This window comes from Erwinia sp. HR93 (assembly GCF_034555055.1).
GTDB lineage: Bacteria > Pseudomonadota > Gammaproteobacteria > Enterobacterales > Enterobacteriaceae > Apirhabdus > Apirhabdus apintestini.
In genome coordinates, this window is record NZ_JAXUDP010000001.1 from 478,778 (window position 1) to 500,048 (window position 21,271).

Consider the following 21,271-nt stretch of genomic DNA (forward strand, 5'->3'; position numbering starts at 1 on the left):
CTTGCCCGTTGAGATTCACTATATGACAGGAAATACGTTGCTGAAATTGATATATTAACAACATTACGTTGCATTTTCCGCAACGCATGTAAGAGGGCTTCATCACCGTGGATTTTCGCGACCTAAAAACATTTATACATCTGGCCGAAAGCCGCCATTTTGGCCGTAGCGCCAGGGCCATGCACGTCAGCCCTTCCACGCTCTCCCGGCAAATTCAGCGCCTGGAAGAGGATTTAGGGCAGGCCTTATTTATTCGCGATAACCGGACCGTCACGTTGACGGAGGCAGGCGAGGAGCTGCGAATGTTCGCTCAGCGAACGCTATTGCAATACCAGCAATTGCGCCACACTATCGATCAACAGGGCCCTTCACTGCTTGGCGAATTGCATCTGTTCTGCTCTGTGACTGCCGCCTATAGCCACCTGCCGCCCATCCTCGATCGTTTCCGCGCTGAACATCCGCTGGTTGAGATAAAACTCACCACGGGGGATGCGGCCGATGCCGTAGAGAAAGCGCTGTCGGGGGAAGCCGATTTAGCTATCGCCGGCAAGCCCGAGGCGCTGCCCGCTGCGGTCGCCTTTTCCACGCTGGACTATCTGCCGATTGCCATGATTGCGCCCGCGCTTCCCTGCCCGGTGCGCACGCAGGTCAGTCAGGCATCCCCGAGCTGGGAAGAAATCCCGTTTATTTTGCCCGATCAGGGGCCAGTCAGGCGGCGGATTGAGTTATGGTTCCGGCGCCAGAAAATCAGTAATCCCATTATTTATGCCACGGTCGGCGGACACGAAGCCATGGTCTCTATGGTCGCACTCGGCTGCGGCGTTGCTCTCATTCCTGAAGTTGTACTGGAAAATAGCCCTGAACCGGTGCGTAATCGTATCCAGATAATGGAGCGCAGCGATGATAAAACGCCGTTCGAACTCGGCGTTTGCGCACAAAAAAAGCGGCTGCATGAGCCGCTAATTAATGCCTTCTGGAAACTATTACCCGGGCAACGCTAACCGGCCAAAAAGAAACGAAATGCCGGGTTATCCGTTTCATCATGACACTCATAGCCCAGTTCATGCAGGCGCGTATCAAAATTCGGCTCGTGCTGTTCCAGTTCGAATGCCGCGAGAACGCGCCCGTAATCGGTGCCGTGGCTCCGATAGTGGAACAGTGAAATATTCCAGTGCGTACCCAGCGTTTGAAGGAATTTCAGCAGCGCCCCCGGCGCTTCCGGGAATTCAAAACTGTATAAACGCTCGCGTAGCGCACGCGAAGGACGCCCGCCCACCATATAGCGCACATGCAGCTTGGCCATCTCATCATCAGAGAGATCGACCACGCCATAACCCCGATCCGTTAAGAGCTGAATGATCTCCCGCCGTTCTTCAAAACCGCGGCTCAGGCGCACCCCAACAAAAATACAGGCGGAACGGCTGTCAGCTAAACGATAATTAAACTCCGTGATCGCCCGGCCGCCTAATTGCTGACAAAAAGTGAGAAAGCTGCCTTTCTCTTCAGGAATAGTCACCGCCAGCAGCGCTTCACGCTGCTCCCCCAGTTCACACCGCTCGGACACATAGCGCAAACCGTGGAAGTTAACGTTAGCGCCGGAAAGCACGTGCGCCAGCCGCTCGCCGCGAATAGCGTGCTGCTGGATATATTTTTTCATTCCCGCCAGCGCCAGCGCACCGGACGGTTCTGCAACGGCGCGCACATCGTCGAACAAATCTTTCATGGCGGCGCAAATCGCATCGCTGTCCACGGTGACAATATCGTCAATATGCGCCTGACATAAACGGAACGTCTCATCGCCGATACGTTTGACCGCCACGCCTTCGGCAAACAGGCCTACGCGCGGTAAATCAACGGGCTGCCCCGCCTCCAGCGCTGCGCGCAGGCAGGCGGCATCTTCGGCTTCTACGGCAATCACTTTAATTTGCGGCATAAGCTGCTTGATGAGCACGGCCACGCCAGCCGCCAGGCCACCGCCACCGACCGGCACAAAAATCCTGTCGATATGAGCATCCTGCTGCAACAACTCCAGCGCCAGGGTGCCTTGCCCGGCGATAACGGCCGGATGATCGAACGGGGGAACATAGGTGTACCCCTGTTGTTCAGCCAACGCGATGGCTTTCGCCTTGGCCTCGTCGAAATTGTTCCCGTATAGCAGTACTTCTGCACCAAAGCCGCGAACGGCATCCACCTTAATATCCGGTGTGGTAACGGGCATAACTATCAGCGCCTGAATTTGTAAGCGCTGCGCGGAAAGCGCCACGCCCTGGGCGTGGTTCCCCGCTGAAGCGGTAATGACGCCGTGGGCTTTTTGCTCCGCCGTAAGCCCCGCTATCATCGCGTAAGCGCCGCGCAGTTTGAAGCTGTGTACCGGCTGGCGGTCTTCACGCTTCACCAGGATGACGTTATCCAGGCGCGCAGACAGCTTGCCCATCGTCTGCAGCGGCGTTTTCTGGACCACTTCATAGACCGGCGAGCGCAGGATCGCCCGTAGATATTCCGCGCCACTCAGCGCGTCTGCGCTACGTTGGGTCGCTGGCATCGGTTATCCCCCCAGCTTGCTTTTATCACGCACGGCGCCCCGATCGGCGCTGGTGGCCAGGCTTGCGTAGGCGCGCAGTGCATAGGAAACTTCGCGCTGCCGGTTGCGCGGAGTCCAGGCGTCTGCGCCTCGCGCATCCTGTACTTCCCGCCGCGCGGCCAATTCACGGTCACTGACATCAAGCTGAATACTGCGCCCAGGGATATCGATAGTAATAACATCGCCATTTTCAATCAGGCCGATATTGCCGCCACTCGCCGCTTCCGGAGAAACATGCCCAATGGAAAGCCCTGAGGTGCCACCGGAAAAACGCCCATCGGTAATTAGCGCGCAGGATTTACCTAACCCCATCGACTTGAGAAAACTGGTGGGATACAGCATTTCCTGCATGCCAGGGCCGCCTTTCGGGCCTTCATAGCGAATAACCACGACATCGCCGGCGACCACTCCGCCGCCTAAAATCGCGTCTACTGCCTCTTCCTGGCTCTCAAAGACTTTTGCCGCCCCTTTGAACGTCAGGTTTCCTTCGTCCACGCCGGCGGTTTTAACGATGCAGCCGTTTTCCGCAAAATTGCCGTACAGCACCGCCAGCCCGCCGTCCTGGCTATAGGCGTGCTCTCGGGAACGAATACATCCCTGCGCGCGATCGGTATCCAGAGCATCCCAGCGGCATGACTGGGAGAATGCCTGCGTCGTCCGGATCCCCGCAGGACCAGCGCTATACATTTGTTTCACGTCTTCATCTTGCGTCAGCATCACATCATACTGCGCCAGCGTCTGCACCAGCGTCAGCCCCAGCGCGTTCTTCACGTTACGGTTGAGCAATCCAGCGCGCTCCAGTTCGCCCAGGATAGCAATAACGCCGCCCGCCCGATGAACATCTTCCATATGATATTTTTGCGTGCTGGGTGCGACCTTGCATAATTGCGGCACCCTGCGCGATAACCTATCAATATCGCTCATGGTAAAATCAATTTCCGCTTCCTGCGCGGCCGCCAGCAGATGCAGCACGGTGTTTGTCGATCCGCCCATCGCAATATCCAGCGTCATCGCATTTTCGAACGCCGCTTTATTCGCGATATTGCGCGGCAGCGCGCTGGCGTCATCTTGCTCGTAATACCGCTTTGTCAATTCAACGATGCGCTTTCCCGCATTGATAAACAGCGTCTTACGATCGGCGTGCGTTGCCAATAGCGAACCATTGCCCGGCTGCGATAACCCAAGCGCCTCAGTAAGGCAGTTCATGGAATTGGCGGTAAACATGCCGGAGCAGGAGCCGCAGGTTGGGCATGCGGAGCGCTCTATCTGCTCGCTCTGGCTATCTGAAACGTTCGGGTCGGCGCCCTGAATCATCGCATCCACCAGATCCAGCTTGATAATTTTATCGGAAAGTTTTGTTTTGCCGGCTTCCATGGGGCCGCCCGAGACAAAAATCACCGGGATATTCAACCGCAGCGCGGCCATAAGCATCCCTGGCGTAATTTTATCGCAGTTCGAAATGCATACCATCGCATCGGCGCAGTGCGCGTTGACCATGTATTCAACGGAGTCCGCGATTAGCTCACGCGAGGGCAGAGAATAGAGCATTCCGCCGTGTCCCATCGCAATACCATCATCAACCGCAATAGTATTGAATTCTTTTGCAACCCCGCCTGACGCCTCAATTTGCTCTGCCACCAGCTTCCCTAAATCGCGCAAATGTACGTGGCCGGGGACAAACTGCGTGAATGAGTTAACCACGGCGATAATCGGCTTCCCAAAATCATCATCCGTCATGCCAGTGGCGCGCCACAGCGCGCGGGCGCCCGCCATATTACGGCCGTGTGTCGTTGTCGCAGAACGGTACTTCGGCATACTTAACACTCCCAGTCTGTCTTGTTCTTTCTTATTTATCGTTGGCCTTTCAGGCACCAGCGGGAACGAGCGCTGGCGCAAGCAGGCAAGCGTTATAGTGCGCGTTTTAGGCAGGGTTCACGGGATCCAGCCAGCCCCATTTATCTTCTGTCTCACCGCTAAACAGGCCAAAGAATGCCTGTTGAATACGTTTAGTCACCGGGCCACAGCGCCCTTCTCCGACCTGAATGCCGTCAACGCTGCGTACCGGGGTAATTTCTGCGGCGGTCCCTGACATAAAGACTTCATCTGCCAGGTATAGCGATTCACGGGATAAGACCTGCTCACGAACTTCAATCCCGGCATTCTTCGCCAGTTTAATGATGGCGTCGCGCGTAATGCCCGGCAGAGCGGAAGAGGTAAACGGCGGCGTAAATAACACGCCGTCTTTAACTTCGAATAGATTTTCGCCTGCGCCTTCAGAGATATAGCCATGTACGTCCAGCGCGATACCCTCCTGGTAGCCGTGGCGCCGCGCTTCGCTACCGACTAACAGAGAAGATAGATAATTTCCCCCCGCTTTTGCAGCGGTAGGGATAGTATTCGGCGCCGCGCGATTCCATGAGGAGACCATGGCATCAATGCCCTGATCTAACGCCTCTGCACCTAAATAGGCTCCCCACGGAAATGCGGCTATCATAATATCGGTGTTATAGCCTTCAGGCGGATTAACACCCATTCCGACGTCTCCCACAAAGACAAGCGGACGAATATAGGCGCTTGAAAGTTTGTTTTTACGCAGAACGTCACGGCAGGCTTCCATTAGCGCATCAACGCTTAACGCCACCGGGAAACGGTAAATTTTGGCGGAATCATGCAGGCGCTGCATGTGTTCGCGATGGCGAAATACCACCGGTCCTTTATGAGAGTCATAGCAGCGAATACCTTCAAATACCGACGTACCGTAATGCAGGGCGTGCGACATAACGTGAACTTTCGCCTCCGCCCACGGCACCATCTCACCATTGAACCAGATGTAGTCAGCTTTCTTCGTCGTCATTACTCTCTTCCTTTGCGCTCAGGCGCGAATTTGTTGTGATGTGGATTGGTGAATCTCAACGCAGGCGACATCCACCAGTTTATTTAATTGCGTAAACAGTAGTTCTACCGGCCGCTGGCTGGCAATGGTTAACGCAATGTTTATGTCTCCGGGGTTGCCGGCAGCCTCCATATTCATGGCGCAAATATGAAAACCACGGTGGCGGATTACGCGTATTACCCGCTCCAGCGTTTCAGGGCGTGAACGCGCCTGCACGGCAAGTTGATGTTGTATCATGAAACTTTCTCCAGCATTTGTGAGTTGCTAGCGCCGGGAGGCACCAGAGGCCAAACGTTTTCAAGCGCATCAATCGAGACGTGAAGCAAATAGGGGCCGGGGCTGTTCAGCATGGTATTAAGCGCTGCATCAACCTGATCTTTGCGGGTAATACGCTGGCCCGGTATATCAAACGCGCTGGCCAGCGTGAGGAAGTCGGGATTATCAGAGAGGTTGGTTTCACTGTAGCGCTCACTGAAAAAAAGCTGCTGCCACTGGCGTACCATCCCCAGCCGCTGGTTGTCCAGCAGCACGATTTTCAACGGCAGGCGTCGACGTTTTACCGTCCCTAACTCCTGGATGTTCATCATGAATGAGCCATCGCCGGAAACACAAATAACGATATCCTCTGGCCGCGCTACCTGAGCGCCAACGGCCGCAGGCAACCCAAACCCCATCGTGCCCAAACCGCTGGAGGTGATAAAGTTTTCCGGGCGACTAAATGACATGTGCTGCGCCGCCCACATTTGGTGCTGTCCGACATCCGTTGTCACTACGCTATTAGCAGGTTTCTTTTCTGAAAGTTGCTTCAGTAATAATGGGGCATAGATAGCCTCGCCGGGATGGTCGTAACGCCAGGCGTGCTCAGCCTTCAGCGCGCGAATTTCAGCGCGCCATTCATCAATTGCCAGCGCCTGCTGCAAGGCTGGTAAGATGCGATTTATATCTCCCGGCAAAGCAATGTGCGCCTGGCGCAGTTTATTCATTTCTGCAGGATCGATATCCAAATGAATGACGCGGGCATTTGGGGCAAAAGTGTTCAGCTTGCCGGTAACGCGATCGTCAAACCGCGCGCCGATAGCAAACAATAAATCACACTGTTGAACTGCCAGATTGCCTGCCCGGTTACCGTGCATCCCGAGCATTCCCAGGTAATGAGGGTCCTGAGCGTCTACGCATCCCAGCCCTTTCAGCGTACATACGGAGGGAATCTTCGTTGCCGCAATAAATTCGTGCAGCGCGGGGACGGCATGCGCCATCCCTACTCCACCGCCGATGTACAGCACGGGTTTTTTAGAAGCAAAGAGCATTTCCCTTGCCTGGCGCATCGTCGGGAGCGGCAGGTCTGCGGCGTCTTTTACCGCGCTCAAAAACGGTTCTGGCTCCCCTTCTGTCAGTTGAATATCTTTGGGAATATCAATCAAAACCGGTCCAGGTCGGCCAGTTCCCGCAATCTCAAAGGCTTCTGCGATAATTTGCGGCAACTCGTCCAGCGACTGAACTAAAAAACTATGTTTGGTACAGGCCAGCGATAATCCCAATACATCAATTTCTTGAAAGGCATCAGTGCCCATCAAGGGAGCGGCTACCTGGCCGGTGATAGCCACCACCGGTACGGAGTCCAGTAATGCATCTGCCAACCCGGTCAGTAGATTTGTCGCCCCCGGGCCGGAGGTCGCAATACATACTCCCGTACTTCCCGTTGCGCGCGCATAGCCAATTGCAGCCATTGCCGCGCCTTGCTCATGTCGGCACAGTAGATGTTCAACGCCGCCGTCATACAGTGCATCGTAGACCGGCATTATTGCTCCACCAGGATATCCAAATACTGTTTTAACACCCTGCGTTCGCAACGCATGAACTACCCACTGTGCCCCATTCATAGTTATTTCTCCGATCGTCTGTTCGATAAACAGGATTTTGTGCTACTGCTCATTCTCTGCTCACCTCATCGCATAACACTGACCAATAAAAAACCCCCGGACCTGGCGGTGCGGGGGTTTTGTCGATTCTGGCTTGATATTTAAGCCTTTCTTCTCCCAAATGCTGCCCCGCACGATGGTTTAATAATCACCACCACGCTAATCACGACAAGGCTGAGCACACTTAGAAGAGCTTTCATTAACAATCCGTTCGTTTCATCTTTCGAAGTAATGTCTACAGAGGTAACACAGAGCATAAATTAATGACAAGCTTTTTTTCGAGAGACTTAAATAACGTTTAAAGCGATGAAATATAATTCCCTTATTAATCATTAAGATAATTTAATATGAAAATATTTCATGGATGCCGCTGCCAGGTTTAAAAATATGAAAATCAGTTAACGCCTAATTTCTTCGAGTAAGCGTCTATTTGCTATGAAAAATAAACAAATAAAGACTAAGTTCTGGATATCTCTTCACAATAAGAAAACCGCATAATTCCACAAGGAAATGAATTAGCCCATAGTTTCCTCATACGGGAGGAGTTATGGCACTAGCAACTGTTTATACGCGAGCGGCTTTTGGTATTACTGCGCCACTAGTCACCGTTGAGGTACATATAAGCCCGGGTCTTCCGGGATTGACGCTGGTAGGGCTACCAGAAACAACGGTGAGAGAGGCTCGGGATCGCGTTCGTAGTGCAATAATCAATAGTGGATACCAATTCCCCGCTCGTAAAATCACCATCAATCTTGCACCCGCAGATTTGCCCAAAGAAGGAGGGCGGTACGATTTGCCCATCGCCCTGGGCCTGCTGGTTGCATCTGAGCAGCTTAACGGCGATCGGCTAGGCAACTATGAGTTTATTGGTGAATTAGCGCTTACAGGCTCGCTAAGAGGGGTTTGTGGAGCAATCTCAAGCGTCATGGAGGCTCGAAAATCAAAGCGATTCGCCGTTATTGCCATAGACAACGCCGCTGAAGCAGGCCTGGCAGGCGCAGAAGAAAGCTTTATTGCCGCGCACCTAACAGATGTATGCGCATTTTTGGAAGGCAGGTCTGAGCTACAGTTTCCTCCCTTTCAATCATCTGAATATCAAAGTGCACCTCATGACCTCAATGAAATTATTGGGCAGCACCAGGGGAAAAGGGCGCTGGAAATCGCCGCGACGGGAGGACATAACCTTATGTTCATTGGCCCTCCGGGCACGGGAAAAACAATGCTAGCTAGCCGCCTCAACGGGCTTTTACCACCATTAAGCAATCATGAAGCTCTTGAAAGTGCGGCTATTATGAGCCTTGTTAACCCCCAAAGATTACAGCAACTCTGGCGCCAGCGCCCTTTCAGAACCCCGCACCATAGCGCGTCTCTTACGGCAATGGTTGGCGGTGGAGCTATGCCATTGCCCGGTGAAATTTCACTGGCGCATAATGGTGTCCTGTTCCTGGACGAATTACCGCAATTTGAAAAGCGCGTTTTAGATGCGCTGCGCGAACCTATCGAGTCCGGAGAAATCACCATTTCTCGCACGCGCGCTAAAATTTGCTATCCCGCACGCTTCCAGCTTATTGCCGCAATGAATCCCAGCCCGACGGGGCATTACCAGGGGAACCATAATCGTTGCACGCCGGAACAAACCTTACGTTATCTGGAACGGTTATCTGGCCCCTTCCTTGACCGATTCGATATGTCTTTAGAAATTCCTTTATTGCCTCCGGGAATATTAAGCCAGCACCCTACTCCTGGAGAAAGTAGCGCGTTAGTCAAAACCCGCGTTGCTGATGGCTGGCAGCGGCAACAACAGCGCCAGGATAAACTAAATGCACGATTATCGAACCATGAAATATCGAAGTTTTGTAGCCTTCAAAAAGAAGATGCACAATGGCTTGAAGAGGCGTTGTTACAGCTTGGGCTATCCGTACGCGCCTGGCAGCGATTATTAAAAGTAGCGCGAACTATCGCTGATATAGAAAAGGCAAAAGAAATTAAGCGAGAACATTTACAGGAAGCGCTGAGTTATCGGGCGATAGACAGACTACTTATTCATTTAGGGAAAATGGTTTCATAAGCCATTTTCAAAAAAATCTCTTTAAAACCCTTTACTCATGCTTATCTCCACAAAGAAAAAATGAGAAGGATTGAATGCCCTGGCTTACGAAAGGGATTTTCTGTTTGTTCAATCGCAGGTCACCTATATCTCATACTTGAAATTCGCAGGGCTAATTAGATCTAAACAAAACCGGCTATGCCTTTGCTATTCTATCCACGCTAAATCAGCCCGGATGTTTCGAATCAAACGCTGAGTAAAAAATGGATTCCACCTGTAGCCGAGGTTACTGTCGGGGATGATCCCCGACAGATTATGCTGATATGCGAGTACCCACCTGAATATCATTAGTGTGTACTGGCAGTGTATTCAGGCCCAGACCACTGCCTCTTTTGAAACATCAATCATCGGTATCAGTATAGTCTTCTGCGCCATCCATTTGCGGTTTGCCGCCTGACAGCGTGTGAAAACGTCTGGGTCGTTTGATACGAGCCATGTATTTAGACCATACGCGTTCAGCTTCTGTTGCTGGTTCACGCTGCCCGCGGCAAACCTCTACAAACTGCTGCTCTTCTGCAGTTGCTGGGTTACGTTTACCAAGATCCAGTTCATTAAAAGCGTATCCATAACGCTCCAGAACCTGCGCCTCTTTAATCGTAAAATCACCGTGGCGCGAAAACCCACGCGGATAATGTTTAGTGTCGAAAAACCGATTAGATGTCGTAAAGCTTTCCGCCATCTTATACGCTCCTAATTCTTCTTGGCCGAGCTATTTATGGCGCGGAGTATTAGTTACGCTTGACAGAGTGTAAAACAATACATTTAAATCATAACGACAAAAAAATTTCAGGAGCTTGCAGTGGATACAGAATTACTTAAAACTTTCCTTGAAGTCAGCCGAACCCGACACTTTGGCCGGGCAGCTGAGGCCCTGTATCTTACCCAATCCGCGGTTAGCTTCCGTATTCGCCAGCTTGAAACCCAGCTCGGCGTTAATTTATTCACACGCCATAGAAATAATATTCGACTTACCCCTGCAGGAGAACGCTTACTACCGTATGCAGAAAATCTGATGAGCACTTGGATAGCTGCAAAAAAAGATGTCGCTCATACTGCCCGACATAATGAGCTCTCTATTGGCGCAAGTGCAGCTCTCTGGGAGTGTGCTCTGACAAGCTGGCTTTCTCGGCTATACCAAACCCAACCGGGTATGCAATTTGAAGCCAGAATAGCGCAGCGGCAATCTTTGGTTAAACAATTGCATGAGCGTCAGTTGGATCTATTAATCACCACCGAAGCGCCCAAGATGGATGAATTAAGCAGCCAGCGCGTTGGGGAATTTACGCTGGCGCTTTACTGTCATGCTCCTGCTCGCTCTAAGATGGCATTAACTTATCTACGCATGGAGTGGGGGCCGGATTTTCAACAATACGAGGCGGATTTTCTTTTAGGAGATACTCTTCCAGTATTAACAACAAGCTCAGTGGAAATCGCCGTCAGTATGCTCTCACAGCTTAATGGCTGTACATGGTTACCTACATCATGGGCGGATCAAAAAGCAGAGATCCATAAGGTCACCGATAGCAGCGATATCATTCGTCCTTTTTATGCAGTTTGGCTACAGAATAGCGATAAACTCACGCATATAAAGACACTCCTAAAAACTCCCTTATAATCGACGTTATAAGGGAGTTTTTCACGCAGAGTTAATACAAGCGTTGTTAGAAGCATTAAACAGGCATTTTTACTGTGATTAACAGAAGTAGAAGTAGAAGTAGAAGTAGAAGTAGAAGTAGAAGTAGAAGTAGAAGTAGAAGTAGGAAAAAGGTAAAAAAAATCCTTTGCCGAAGCAAAGGATTATTTCTGGCAGGGGCGGAGAGACTCGAACTCCCAACACCCGGTTTTGGAGACCGGTGCTCTACCAATTGAACTACGCCCCTAATAGGGTGGCGGAACGGACGGGACTCGAACCCGCGACCCCCTGCGTGACAGGCAGGTATTCTAACCAACTGAACTACCGCTCCACCGAATTTTTATTACACCAGGATATTCCCCGGTTTACTGCAATTAAAAGCCTGGCAGTTCCCTACTCTCGCATGGGGAAGCCCCACACTACCATCGGCGCTACGGCGTTTCACTTCTGAGTTCGGCATGGGGTCAGGTGGGACCACCGCGCTGTCGCCGCCAGGCATATTCTGTCACCCGCCGCCGCACTCTCGCGCCGCCACGGGTCTTATCCGTCACAAACTGAAAATACTCTCAATCCCTCAAAACACCTTCGGCGTTGTAAGGTTAAGCCTCTCGGTTCATTAGTACCGGTTAGCTCAACGCATCGCTGCGCTTACACACCCGGCCTATCAACGTCGTCGTCTTCAACGTTCCTTCAGGAGACTTTAAGTCTCAGGGAGAACTCATCTCGGGGCAAGTTTCGTGCTTAGATGCTTTCAGCACTTATCTCTTCCGCATTTAGCTACCGGGCAGTGCCATTGGCATGACAACCCGAACACCAGTGATGCGTCCACTCCGGTCCTCTCGTACTAGGAGCAGCCCCCCTCAGTTCTCCAGCGCCCACGGCAGATAGGGACCGAACTGTCTCACGACGTTCTAAACCCAGCTCGCGTACCACTTTAAATGGCGAACAGCCATACCCTTGGGACCTACTTCAGCCCCAGGATGTGATGAGCCGACATCGAGGTGCCAAACACCGCCGTCGATATGAACTCTTGGGCGGTATCAGCCTGTTATCCCCGGAGTACCTTTTATCCGTTGAGCGATGGCCCTTCCATTCAGAACCACCGGATCACTATGACCTGCTTTCGCACCTGCTCGAGCCGTCACTCTCGCAGTCAAGCGGGCTTATGCCATTGCACTAACCTCCTGATGTCCGACCAGGATTAGCCCACCTTCGTGCTCCTCCGTTACTCTTTGGGAGGAGACCGCCCCAGTCAAACTACCCACCAGACACTGTCCGCGACCCGGATTACGGGCCTGCGTTAGAACACCAGCCATTAAAGGGTGGTATTTCAAGGATGGCTCCGTGCAGACTGGCGTCCACACTTCAAAGCCTCCCACCTATCCTGCACATCAAGGACCAGTGTTCAGTGTCAAGCTATAGTAAAGGTTCACGGGGTCTTTCCGTCTTGCCGCGGGTACACTGCATCTTCACAGCGAGTTCAATTTCACTGAGTCCCGGGTGGAGACAGCCTGGCCATCATTACGCCATTCGTGCAGGTCGGAACTTACCCGACAAGGAATTTCGCTACCTTAGGACCGTTATAGTTACGGCCGCCGTTTACCGGGGCTTCGATCAGGAGCTTCTCGCAACGCGATAACCCCATCAATTAACCTTCCGGCACCGGGCAGGCGTCACACCCTATACGTCCACTTTCGTGTTTGCAGAGTGCTGTGTTTTTAATAAACAGTTGCAGCCAGCTGGTATCTTCGACTGGCTTCAGCTCCGTCAGCAAGTGACTTCACCTACGCACCAGCGTGCCTTCTCCCGAAGTTACGGCACCATTTTGCCTAGTTCCTTCACCCGGGTTCTCTCAAGCGCCTTGGTATTCTCTACCTGACCACCTGTGTCGGTTTGGGGTACGATTTGATGTTACCTGATGCTTAGAGGCTTTTCCTGGAAGCAGGGCATTTGTTACTTCATCACCGTAGTGACTCGTCATCGTGCCTCAGCGTTAAAGCAGACCGGATTTGCCTGGTCCACACGCCTACACACTTAAACCGGGACAACCGTCGCCCGGCTAACATAGCCTTCTCCGTCCCCCCTTCGCAGTAACACCGAGTACAGGAATATTAACCTGTTTCCCATCGACTACGCCTTTCGGCCTCGCCTTAGGGGTCGACTCACCCTGCCCCGATTAACGTTGGACAGGAACCCTTGGTCTTCCGGCGAGCGGGCTTTTCACCCGCTTTATCGTTACTCATGTCAGCATTCGCACTTCTGATACCTCCAGCAGACCTCACAGTCCACCTTCGACGGCTTACAGAACGCTCCCCTACCCAACAACACTTAGTGTCGCTGCCGCAGCTTCGGTGCATGGTTTAGCCCCGTTACATCTTCCGCGCAGGCCGACTCGACCAGTGAGCTATTACGCTTTCTTTAAATGATGGCTGCTTCTAAGCCAACATCCTGGCTGTCTGGGCCTTCCCACATCGTTTCCCACTTAACCATGACTTTGGGACCTTAGCTGGCGGTCTGGGTTGTTTCCCTCTTCACGACGGACGTTAGCACCCGCCGTGTGTCTCCCGTGATAACATTCTCCGGTATTCGTAGTTTGCATCGGGTTGGTAAGCCGGGATGGCCCCCTAGCCGAAACAGTGCTCTACCCCCGGAGATGAATTCACGAGGCGCTACCTAAATAGCTTTCGGGGAGAACCAGCTATCTCCCGGTTTGATTGGCCTTTCACCCCCAGCCACAGGTCATCCGCTAATTTTTCAACATTAGTCGGTTCGGTCCTCCAGTTAGTGTTACCCAACCTTCAACCTGCCCATGGCTAGATCACCGGGTTTCGGGTCTATACCCTGCAACTTAGCGCCCGGTTAAGACTCGGTTTCCCTTCGGCTCCCCTATTCGGTTAACCTTGCTACAGAATATAAGTCGCTGACCCATTATACAAAAGGTACGCAGTCACCCTCCATAAAGGAAGGCTCCCACTGCTTGTACGTACACGGTTTCAGGTTCTGTTTCACTCCCCTCGCCGGGGTTCTTTTCGCCTTTCCCTCACGGTACTGGTTCACTATCGGTCAGTCAGGAGTATTTAGCCTTGGAGGATGGTCCCCCCATATTCAGACAGGATACCACGTGTCCCGCCCTACTCATCGAGCTCACAACAGGTGCATTTTCATGTACGGGGCTGTCACCCTGTATCGCCGGACTTTCCAGACCGTTCCATTAACACACCCGCTGATTCAGACTCTGGGCTCTTCCCCGTTCGCTCGCCGCTACTCAGGGAATCTCGGTTGATTTCTTTTCCTCGGGGTACTTAGATGTTTCAGTTCTCCCGGTTCGCCTCATTAACCTATGGATTCAGTTAATGATAGTGCAACGAATTGCACTGGGTTTCCCCATTCGGACATCGTCGGTTATAACGCCTCATATCAGCTTACCGACGCTTTTCGCAGATTAGCACGTCCTTCATCGCCTCTGACTGCCAGGGCATCCACCGTGTACGCTTATTCGCTTAACCTCACAACCCGAAGATGTCTTCGGACTGCAGGCTTGAGAGACCCATTAAACGGTTATTCCGTTTATGGATTTTCAATTTTCAGCTTGTTCCGGATTGTTAAAGAGCAGATACTTCACAATGCACTTATCAGTACATTCTGAAGTAGATTATGGTGGAGCTATGCGGGATCGAACCGCAGACCTCCTGCGTGCAAAGCAGGCGCTCTCCCAGCTGAGCTATAGCCCCATAAAGTAGTTAAACCTCACGTACCCTGCATTCTGTTGAGAGAATGCAATTTCTTCTCAGGCAAGGCGTGGTATGCGAGCGATGCCATAACGCAGTATGAGGAGAAATTTGGTAGGCCTGAGTGGACTTGAACCACCGACCTCACCCTTATCAGGGGTGCGCTCTAACCACCTGAGCTACAAGCCTGTAGAGGTTTCACTGCTTCTTTTCTTTCATCAGACAATCTGTGTGAGCACTGCAAAAGACCGTATCTTCAGGTAAGGAGGTGATCCAACCGCAGGTTCCCCTACGGTTACCTTGTTACGACTTCACCCCAGTCATGAATCACAAAGTGGTAAGCGCCCTCCCGAAGGTTAAGCTACCTACTTCTTTTGCAACCCACTCCCATGGTGTGACGGGCGGTGTGTACAAGGCCCGGGAACGTATTCACCGTGGCATTCTGATCCACGATTACTAGCGATTCCGACTTCACGGAGTCGAGTTGCAGACTCCGATCCGGACTACGACGCACTTTATGAGGTCCGCTTGCTCTCGCGAGGTCGCTTCTCTTTGTATGCGCCATTGTAGCACGTGTGTAGCCCTGGTCGTAAGGGCCATGATGACTTGACGTCATCCCCACCTTCCTCCGGTTTATCACCGGCAGTCTCCTTTGAGTTCCCGACCGAATCGCTGGCAACAAAGGATAAGGGTTGCGCTCGTTGCGGGACTTAACCCAACATTTCACAACACGAGCTGACGACAGCCATGCAGCACCTGTCTCACAGTTCCCGAAGGCACTTCTCCGTCTCCGGAGAATTCTGTGGATGTCAAGACCAGGTAAGGTTCTTCGCGTTGCATCGAATTAAACCACATGCTCCACCGCTTGTGCGGGCCCCCGTCAATTCATTTGAGTTTTAACCTTGCGGCCGTACTCCCCAGGCGGTCTACTTAACGCGTTAGCTCCGGAAGCCACGGTTCATGACCACAGCCTCCAAGTAGACATCGTTTACGGCGTGGACTACCAGGGTATCTAATCCTGTTTGCTCCCCACGCTTTCGCACCTGAGCGTCAGTCTTCGTCCAGGGGGCCGCCTTCGCCACCGGTATTCCTCCAGATCTCTACGCATTTCACCGCTACACCTGGAATTCTACCCCCCTCTACGAGACTCAAGCCTGCCAGTTTCAAATGCAGTTCCCGGGTTGAGCCCGGGGATTTCACATCTGACTTAACAGACCGCCTGCGTGCGCTTTACGCCCAGTAATTCCGATTAACGCTTGCACCCTCCGTATTACCGCGGCTGCTGGCACGGAGTTAGCCGGTGCTTCTTCTGCGGGTAACGTCAATCTGATGGCGTATTAAGCCACCAGCCTTCCTCCCCGCTGAAAGTACTTTACAACCCGAAGGCCTTCTTCATACACGCGGCATGGCTGCATCAGGGTTTCCCCCATTGTGCAATATTCCCCACTGCTGCCTCCCGTAGGAGTCTGGACCGTGTCTCAGTTCCAGTGTGGCTGGTCATCCTCTCAGACCAGCTAGAGATCGTCGCCTAGGTGAGCCTTTACCCCACCTACTAGCTAATCCCATCTGGGTTCATCCTATGGCGTGAGGCCCGAAGGTCCCCCACTTTGGTCTTGCGACGTTATGCGGTATTAGCCACCGTTTCCAGTGGTTATCCCCCTCCATCGGGCAGATCCCCAGACATTACTCACCCGTCCGCCGCTCGCCGGCAAAGAAGCAAGCTTCTTTCCGCTGCCGCTCGACTTGCATGTGTTAGGCCTGCCGCCAGCGTTCAATCTGAGCCATGATCAAACTCTTCAATTAAAGTTTGATGCTCAAAGAATTAAACTGTTAGTTCGTAATGAATTAACTGTTGTTCACTCTTGAGACTTGATAATCATTTTTCGTCCGAAGACGTTGATATCAGTGCTTTCGAGTGCCCACACAGATTGTCTGATAAATTGTTAAAGAGCAGTGCCGCAAGTTCTCTGCGGCGCGGGCTGCGTATGTTACGCTTTTCCGCTTTGGAGTCAAGCAATTATTTATGCTTTATCCTGCCTGAGCCGGCGGCTTTTCAGCCTCTGTGCCGTGTCAGTGGAGGCGCATTATAGGGACTATTGAGCCGCTGGCAAGCCCTTATTTCAAAAAAAGACTCGTTCGTGCTTTTTTTACTCAAAACGGCCCTAAAAGGGTACTTTTTGCAGCGATGAGAAACCGTAACGCCGTAATACCGGCAGTAATTGCAAGGCTTCAGTCGTTAATTCTGTGCAAAATGCTTTATTTTCTTCTTTAGAGAATATCGCCGGTGCTTCATGTTCTAATAGCCAGGCCGTGCGACGCGCAATTGCTGCCCCGGAATCCACAAATCGTGTACCTGAAGGCAATACCTGCGCTAACTCATCTTTAAGCAAAGGGAAATGCGTACACCCTAGCACTACCGTATCTGGAGGCTCTGGCATACGTAACCACGGGCGTACTATTTGTCTGATAGCCCCCAGAGACACTGAGCGCCCGTGCAATTTGGCTTCAGCTAACTCAACCAGCTCCGCCGAGCCTAATAATTCTATTTGGCATTCCATTGCAAAACGGACAATAAGATCTTGAGTATACGGGCGGCGCACTGTCGCTCGCGTCGCCAGCAGCCCTACTATCCCATTTACCGTTAAGCGCGCTGCCGGTTTTATCGCTGGCACAACCCCCACAACCGGGAATGCGAATTTTTCACGTAATGCGGGTAGAGAAACCGTACTGGCGGTGTTGCAGGCAACAATAACCATCGCTAAAGGGTATCGCTGCTGAATAGATTCAACAATAGTAACCACCCGCTCGACAATAATCGTTTCGCTCTTTTCCCCATAAGGAAAAGCTCCGTTATCGAAAGCGTAGAGATAATGCAACCCGGGCAATAGTGCGCGCACTTCATCATAAACCGATAGCCCACCCACGCCGGAATCAAATACCAGCACGGTGGGCTTTCCATTAGAAGGAGTAGCTGCCAGACAAGAAGTATTCTCGCCCTGCAGTATGATAGCCATAAACCGTCTCGTAATTTTTATCGAACAGGTTGGCGATTCTACCACGAACGGTTAACGCGGAGGTGAGAGGATAAGAAAGCGCAGCATCCCAAAGACTCACGCCGCCCAGTTTTACCTTTTGATTTGTTACCACATTGAAGTTGCGATCGTAACGCTCACCAAGGTAACGGTACGTCAGCGACCAACCCATCTGGTATATGCGCCCGTTCAAAGCATATTTTACCTGCTGTTTTGCGCGCCGTAGCAGTACCTCATGCGTAGTTGCATTACGTGGATCTAAGTAATCGTATGAGAGTTGATGCGTGACGGGTCCGGTATCAAAAGAGGCCGTTGCTTCCACGCCTTTGATCCGCGCCTTACCGATATTTTCATATCGCCATGTCGTGGGATTAGCATCAATAAGATTATCTATTTCATTACGATAGCCCGAGATACGCCAGGTAACAGGCCCAGAGTCTCCTTCAATACCAGCTTCCCATTGCCGACTCTCTTCAGGCGATAACCGTGAGTTACCGTAAAAATCGCTATAAAGTTGCCCGAGGTTCGGCGCCTTGAAAGCCGTGCCGTAAGAGGTAATCAGACGATAACCTTTTGCAAACTGCCAGGCCGCACTGGTTTGCCATGTCGTATGCCGGCCCTGACGAGAAATATCGTCCCCGCGCACGGCGCCTTCTAGCGTAATGTCTCCCATTTGCTGCTGCGTGGTCGCGTACAGGCCAAGATCCCGCGCTTCGTGTCCTTTTGATAAGTAAGCCGTGCCCGGTTGTGTGGTCTCTTTCTGCCAGTCAACGCCTGCGCTAAGCGTGCCATGCGCTATTTGCAGTGTATTTCCCCACTGCAGATTATATTGCCGGGCATCATCCAGTGTGGCCCCTGTCCGGTAACGCCCAATACGAGGGTCGTAGTTGTAATCTTTACTGTGGCTATAGCTCGCTATAAGTTGAGACGATAATCTGCCGTCCTGATAACGTAGCCCGGTATCCCAGCTCTGAGTATATAGCTGGCGCGTATCCATAATACCTGTAGCATTGTAGTTTGAATCATAAATCAATGAACCATCAAAGCTTGTCCGGTTGTCGTAATTATAACCGCGAACAAACCCTGAAAAGGCGTCGTTAAACCGGTGTTCCAGTGCGCCATAGAGTGATTTGCTTAAAAAACCGTCCCGATCCGGTTGACGGGGGCCGCCATAGTTATCCGGCAAGTTTGCCACCACATCAAAACCTTTAGTGTGGGTATAATCCCCCGCCAGCGTAATCCGCGTATTTCCCAGCGTTTGCTGAGTAGCAATGGTGTCATTTTGGTAGCCATGAGATCCCATTTCTGCACCAATCGTGGTGCCCGCATGCTCGCGACCAGTAATAATATTGACTACACCGCCGATAGCATCAGATCCATACACCGCTGAACGTGCGCCTCGCACATATTCGATACGCTGAACAAGCGACAAGGGAATTTGGCTAATATCCGATGAACCGCTGATCCCTGCAGAATTCAAGCGAATACCGTCAATAAGCAGCAGCACGTGGCGGCTTTCAGTTCCGCGAATAAACAAAGAGTTGGTCTGCCCTAATCCGCCATTTTGCGCAATATCCACGCCAGGCAAATGCGTTAATGCCTCAGCAACGCTTTTTACCTGCCAGCGCTCAATGTCATCACGGGTTACGACGGATGCCGGTGCTAAAACTGAAGAGACGGGCTGAAGAAATCGGCCCGCACTAACTACCATAACATTGGGAGCGCTTTCCTGCGCCCACCCGGAAAATGCCGTGACGGGCAGCGCCGACAGCAGCATTATTTTTTTTATCATCATTAATGGAGCATCCAATCAAAAATAACGGATGCCACAGGCAGTCTTGATAGCACGCGATAAGACCGCCGGAGGCGATACAGTTCCGGCAGGTCTTCGGGCTTAGAGGCGATAATGGACAAGGACTTCCCATTAGATCAGCATAACCGCGGCAAACAGTTTGTCAGGCATAGCCTGACCGTTTTGTTTGCTAAAGTGGCATGTTGACACCAACAGTGTCTGCAAATAGTGCTCTCATCCCGCCTGTCTTTACCGCTGCGCGTCAGCTCCAGAATTGCACTGGATTCCCTTTTCACTCAGGGGAGACCGGAGCGCGCATGCTACAGGCTACGGCACAGAGGTGTCCAGAATTGTGAAAGCGCTTCATTTGATTCAATACTGGACATCACGCGGCTATCCCCTACAATCCACCGCGTATTTTTTATCGCCTGGAACGATATATGACGCCTGAACATTTACCTACTAATCAGTATGAAGCACAACTGGCCGAGAAAGTCCTACGCTTGCAAACGTTGATGGCCCCTTATTCTTCACTGATCCCGGAAGTGTTCCGTTCGCCGCTAAGTCACTATCGTATGCGAGCCGAATTTCGCGTTTGGCACGATGGCGACGACCTGTATCACATCATTTTTGATAAGCAGACGCATGCCCGGATCCGGGTTGACTCTTTTCCGGCGGCCAGCGCATTAATTAATGCGCTGATGGGCGAAATTCTATCAGGCGTGCGTGAGACCCCGGCGCTGCGGAAAAAACTCTTTCAGATTGACTATCTTTCAACACAAAGCGATCGGGCTGTGGTGACTTTGCTATATCATCGCGCGCTGGATGATGAATGGAAACAACACGCTTTGGCGCTGCGAAACGCCCTGCGTGCCAAAGGATTCAATCTGCATCTCATTGGTCGAGCGACAAAAACCAAAATAGCGCTCGATCAGGATTACGTAGATGAACGGCTTCTGGTTGATGGCCGGGAAATGATCTATCGCCAGGTTGAAAATAGCTTTACGCAGCCTAACGCCGCTGTAAATATCCAAATGCTGGAATGGGCGCTAAACGTAACGGCCGACGCCGAGGGCGATCTATTAGAGCTTTACTGCGGTAACGGCAACTTTTCGCTGGCGCTGGCGCGTAATTTCCGGCGCGTTTTAGCAACAGAAATCGCTAAACCTTCGGTTGCCGCAGCGCAATATAATATCGCCGCAAATCACATCGATAATGTACAAATTATCCGCATGTCCGCCGAGGAATTTACTCAGGCTCTGAACGGAGAACGCAGTTTCAACCGTCTTAAGGGCATCAATTTGCATGAATACCAGTGCAACACAATTTTTGTCGATCCACCGCGCAGCGGGCTGGATGCTGAAACAGAAAAGATGGTGCAAGGCTGGCCGCAGATTTTATATATCTCCTGCAATCCTGAAACACTGTGTAAGAACCTCGAAACGCTTACTAAAACGCATGATGTCAAACGTCTGGCGCTGTTTGACCAGTTCCCGTATACCCACCATATGGAGTGCGGCGTTCTGCTGGAGCGGAAATAAAACGTGCCGTTTGCCGTTTGCCGTTTGCCGTTTGCCGTTTGCCGT

The 21,271-nt window shown here is 51.9% G+C and carries 13 protein-coding genes, 4 tRNA genes, 3 rRNA genes and 1 riboswitch; of the genes, 4 read left to right on the forward strand and 16 right to left on the reverse strand.

Features of this window, described 5'->3' with window-relative positions; translation table 11 throughout:
* Nucleotides 1–107 precede the first annotated feature (107 nt).
* Nucleotides 108–1,001, forward strand: a complete 894-nt coding sequence (gene ilvY / locus SFA31_RS02245; protein WP_322836515.1) for an HTH-type transcriptional activator IlvY — start codon at nt 108–110, stop codon at nt 999–1,001.
* Here the strand turns inward: ilvY and ilvA are convergent.
* The 6 genes from ilvA to ilvL all read right to left on the reverse strand — a co-directional run bounded on the left by ilvA (nt 998) and on the right by ilvL (nt 7,593).
* Complete coding sequence (gene ilvA / locus SFA31_RS02250; RefSeq protein WP_322836516.1) at nt 998–2,542, reverse strand: threonine ammonia-lyase, biosynthetic; 1,545 nt, start codon at nt 2,540–2,542, stop codon at nt 998–1,000. The genes ilvY and ilvA overlap by 4 nt on opposite strands.
* Nucleotides 2,543–2,545: 3 nt before the next feature.
* Nucleotides 2,546–4,396: a dihydroxy-acid dehydratase gene (gene ilvD / locus SFA31_RS02255; protein ID WP_322836517.1), complete on the reverse strand. Its 1,851-nt coding sequence runs from the start codon at nt 4,394–4,396 to the stop codon at nt 2,546–2,548.
* Nucleotides 4,397–4,502: 106 nt separating this feature from the next.
* On the reverse strand, nt 4,503–5,435 hold the full coding sequence (gene ilvE / locus SFA31_RS02260; protein ID WP_322836518.1) for a branched-chain-amino-acid transaminase: 933 nt from the start codon (nt 5,433–5,435) through the stop codon (nt 4,503–4,505).
* Nucleotides 5,436–5,453: 18 nt separating this feature from the next.
* Entirely contained in the window at nt 5,454–5,711 is a 258-nt protein-coding gene (gene ilvM / locus SFA31_RS02265; protein WP_322836519.1) for an acetolactate synthase 2 small subunit, read from the reverse strand.
* Nucleotides 5,708–7,354: an acetolactate synthase 2 catalytic subunit gene (ilvG, locus tag SFA31_RS02270; RefSeq protein ID WP_322836520.1), complete on the reverse strand. Its 1,647-nt coding sequence runs from the start codon at nt 7,352–7,354 to the stop codon at nt 5,708–5,710. The genes ilvM and ilvG overlap by 4 nt, the downstream gene beginning before the upstream one ends.
* 140 nt (nt 7,355–7,494) lie before the next feature.
* Nucleotides 7,495–7,593, reverse strand: coding sequence for an ilv operon leader peptide (gene ilvL / locus SFA31_RS02275; RefSeq protein WP_322836521.1), 99 nt, complete (start codon nt 7,591–7,593; stop codon nt 7,495–7,497).
* 347 nt (nt 7,594–7,940) lie between these two features.
* Here ilvL and SFA31_RS02280 point away from each other — a divergent pair, with 347 nt between their 5' ends.
* Nucleotides 7,941–9,461, forward strand: a complete 1,521-nt coding sequence (locus SFA31_RS02280) for a YifB family Mg chelatase-like AAA ATPase (RefSeq protein ID WP_322836522.1) — start codon at nt 7,941–7,943, stop codon at nt 9,459–9,461.
* Between the two features lie 379 nt (nt 9,462–9,840).
* On the opposite strand, the gene SFA31_RS02285 is transcribed toward SFA31_RS02280, so the two are convergent.
* On the reverse strand, nt 9,841–10,179 hold the full coding sequence (locus tag SFA31_RS02285; protein WP_322836523.1) for a DUF413 domain-containing protein: 339 nt from the start codon (nt 10,177–10,179) through the stop codon (nt 9,841–9,843).
* A 90-nt stretch (nt 10,180–10,269) separates the two neighbouring features.
* On the opposite strand from SFA31_RS02285, the gene hdfR reads away from it, so the two are divergent.
* Nucleotides 10,270–11,115, forward strand: a complete 846-nt coding sequence (hdfR, locus tag SFA31_RS02290) for an HTH-type transcriptional regulator HdfR (RefSeq protein ID WP_416208344.1) — start codon at nt 10,270–10,272, stop codon at nt 11,113–11,115.
* Between the two features lie 189 nt (nt 11,116–11,304).
* Here the strand turns inward: hdfR and SFA31_RS02295 are convergent.
* From SFA31_RS02295 to btuB, 9 genes are all read right to left on the reverse strand, one after another.
* Nucleotides 11,305–11,380: transfer RNA gene (locus SFA31_RS02295), tRNA-Trp, on the reverse strand.
* Between the two features lie 7 nt (nt 11,381–11,387).
* Nucleotides 11,388–11,464 (reverse strand) — tRNA-Asp (locus SFA31_RS02300).
* A gap of 49 nt (nt 11,465–11,513) precedes the next feature.
* Nucleotides 11,514–11,629 (reverse strand): 5S ribosomal RNA (gene rrf / locus SFA31_RS02305).
* A gap of 99 nt (nt 11,630–11,728) precedes the next feature.
* Nucleotides 11,729–14,639, reverse strand: a 23S ribosomal RNA gene (locus tag SFA31_RS02310).
* Nucleotides 14,640–14,788: 149 nt separating this feature from the next.
* Nucleotides 14,789–14,864 (reverse strand) — tRNA-Ala (locus SFA31_RS02315).
* 109 nt (nt 14,865–14,973) lie between these two features.
* Nucleotides 14,974–15,050, reverse strand: a tRNA-Ile gene (locus tag SFA31_RS02320).
* Nucleotides 15,051–15,122: 72 nt separating this feature from the next.
* Nucleotides 15,123–16,664, reverse strand: a 16S ribosomal RNA gene (locus SFA31_RS02325).
* Together the 16S, 23S and 5S rRNA genes with 4 tRNA genes alongside form the textbook arrangement of a ribosomal RNA operon.
* 359 nt (nt 16,665–17,023) lie before the next feature.
* Entirely contained in the window at nt 17,024–17,875 is an 852-nt protein-coding gene (murI, locus tag SFA31_RS02330) for a glutamate racemase (protein ID WP_322836525.1), read from the reverse strand.
* Nucleotides 17,820–19,685 (reverse strand): TonB-dependent vitamin B12 receptor BtuB, encoded by a 1,866-nt coding sequence (gene btuB / locus SFA31_RS02335; protein ID WP_322839277.1) that lies wholly within the window; start codon nt 19,683–19,685, stop codon nt 17,820–17,822. Before btuB ends, murI begins: the two co-directional genes overlap by 56 nt.
* A 69-nt stretch (nt 19,686–19,754) precedes the next feature.
* Nucleotides 19,755–20,011, reverse strand: a riboswitch (cobalamin riboswitch).
* A gap of 114 nt (nt 20,012–20,125) precedes the next feature.
* Between btuB and trmA the strand changes: the two genes are divergently transcribed.
* Nucleotides 20,126–21,226: a tRNA (uridine(54)-C5)-methyltransferase TrmA gene (gene trmA / locus SFA31_RS02340; protein ID WP_322836526.1), complete on the forward strand. Its 1,101-nt coding sequence runs from the start codon at nt 20,126–20,128 to the stop codon at nt 21,224–21,226.
* Nucleotides 21,227–21,271 lie beyond the last annotated feature (45 nt).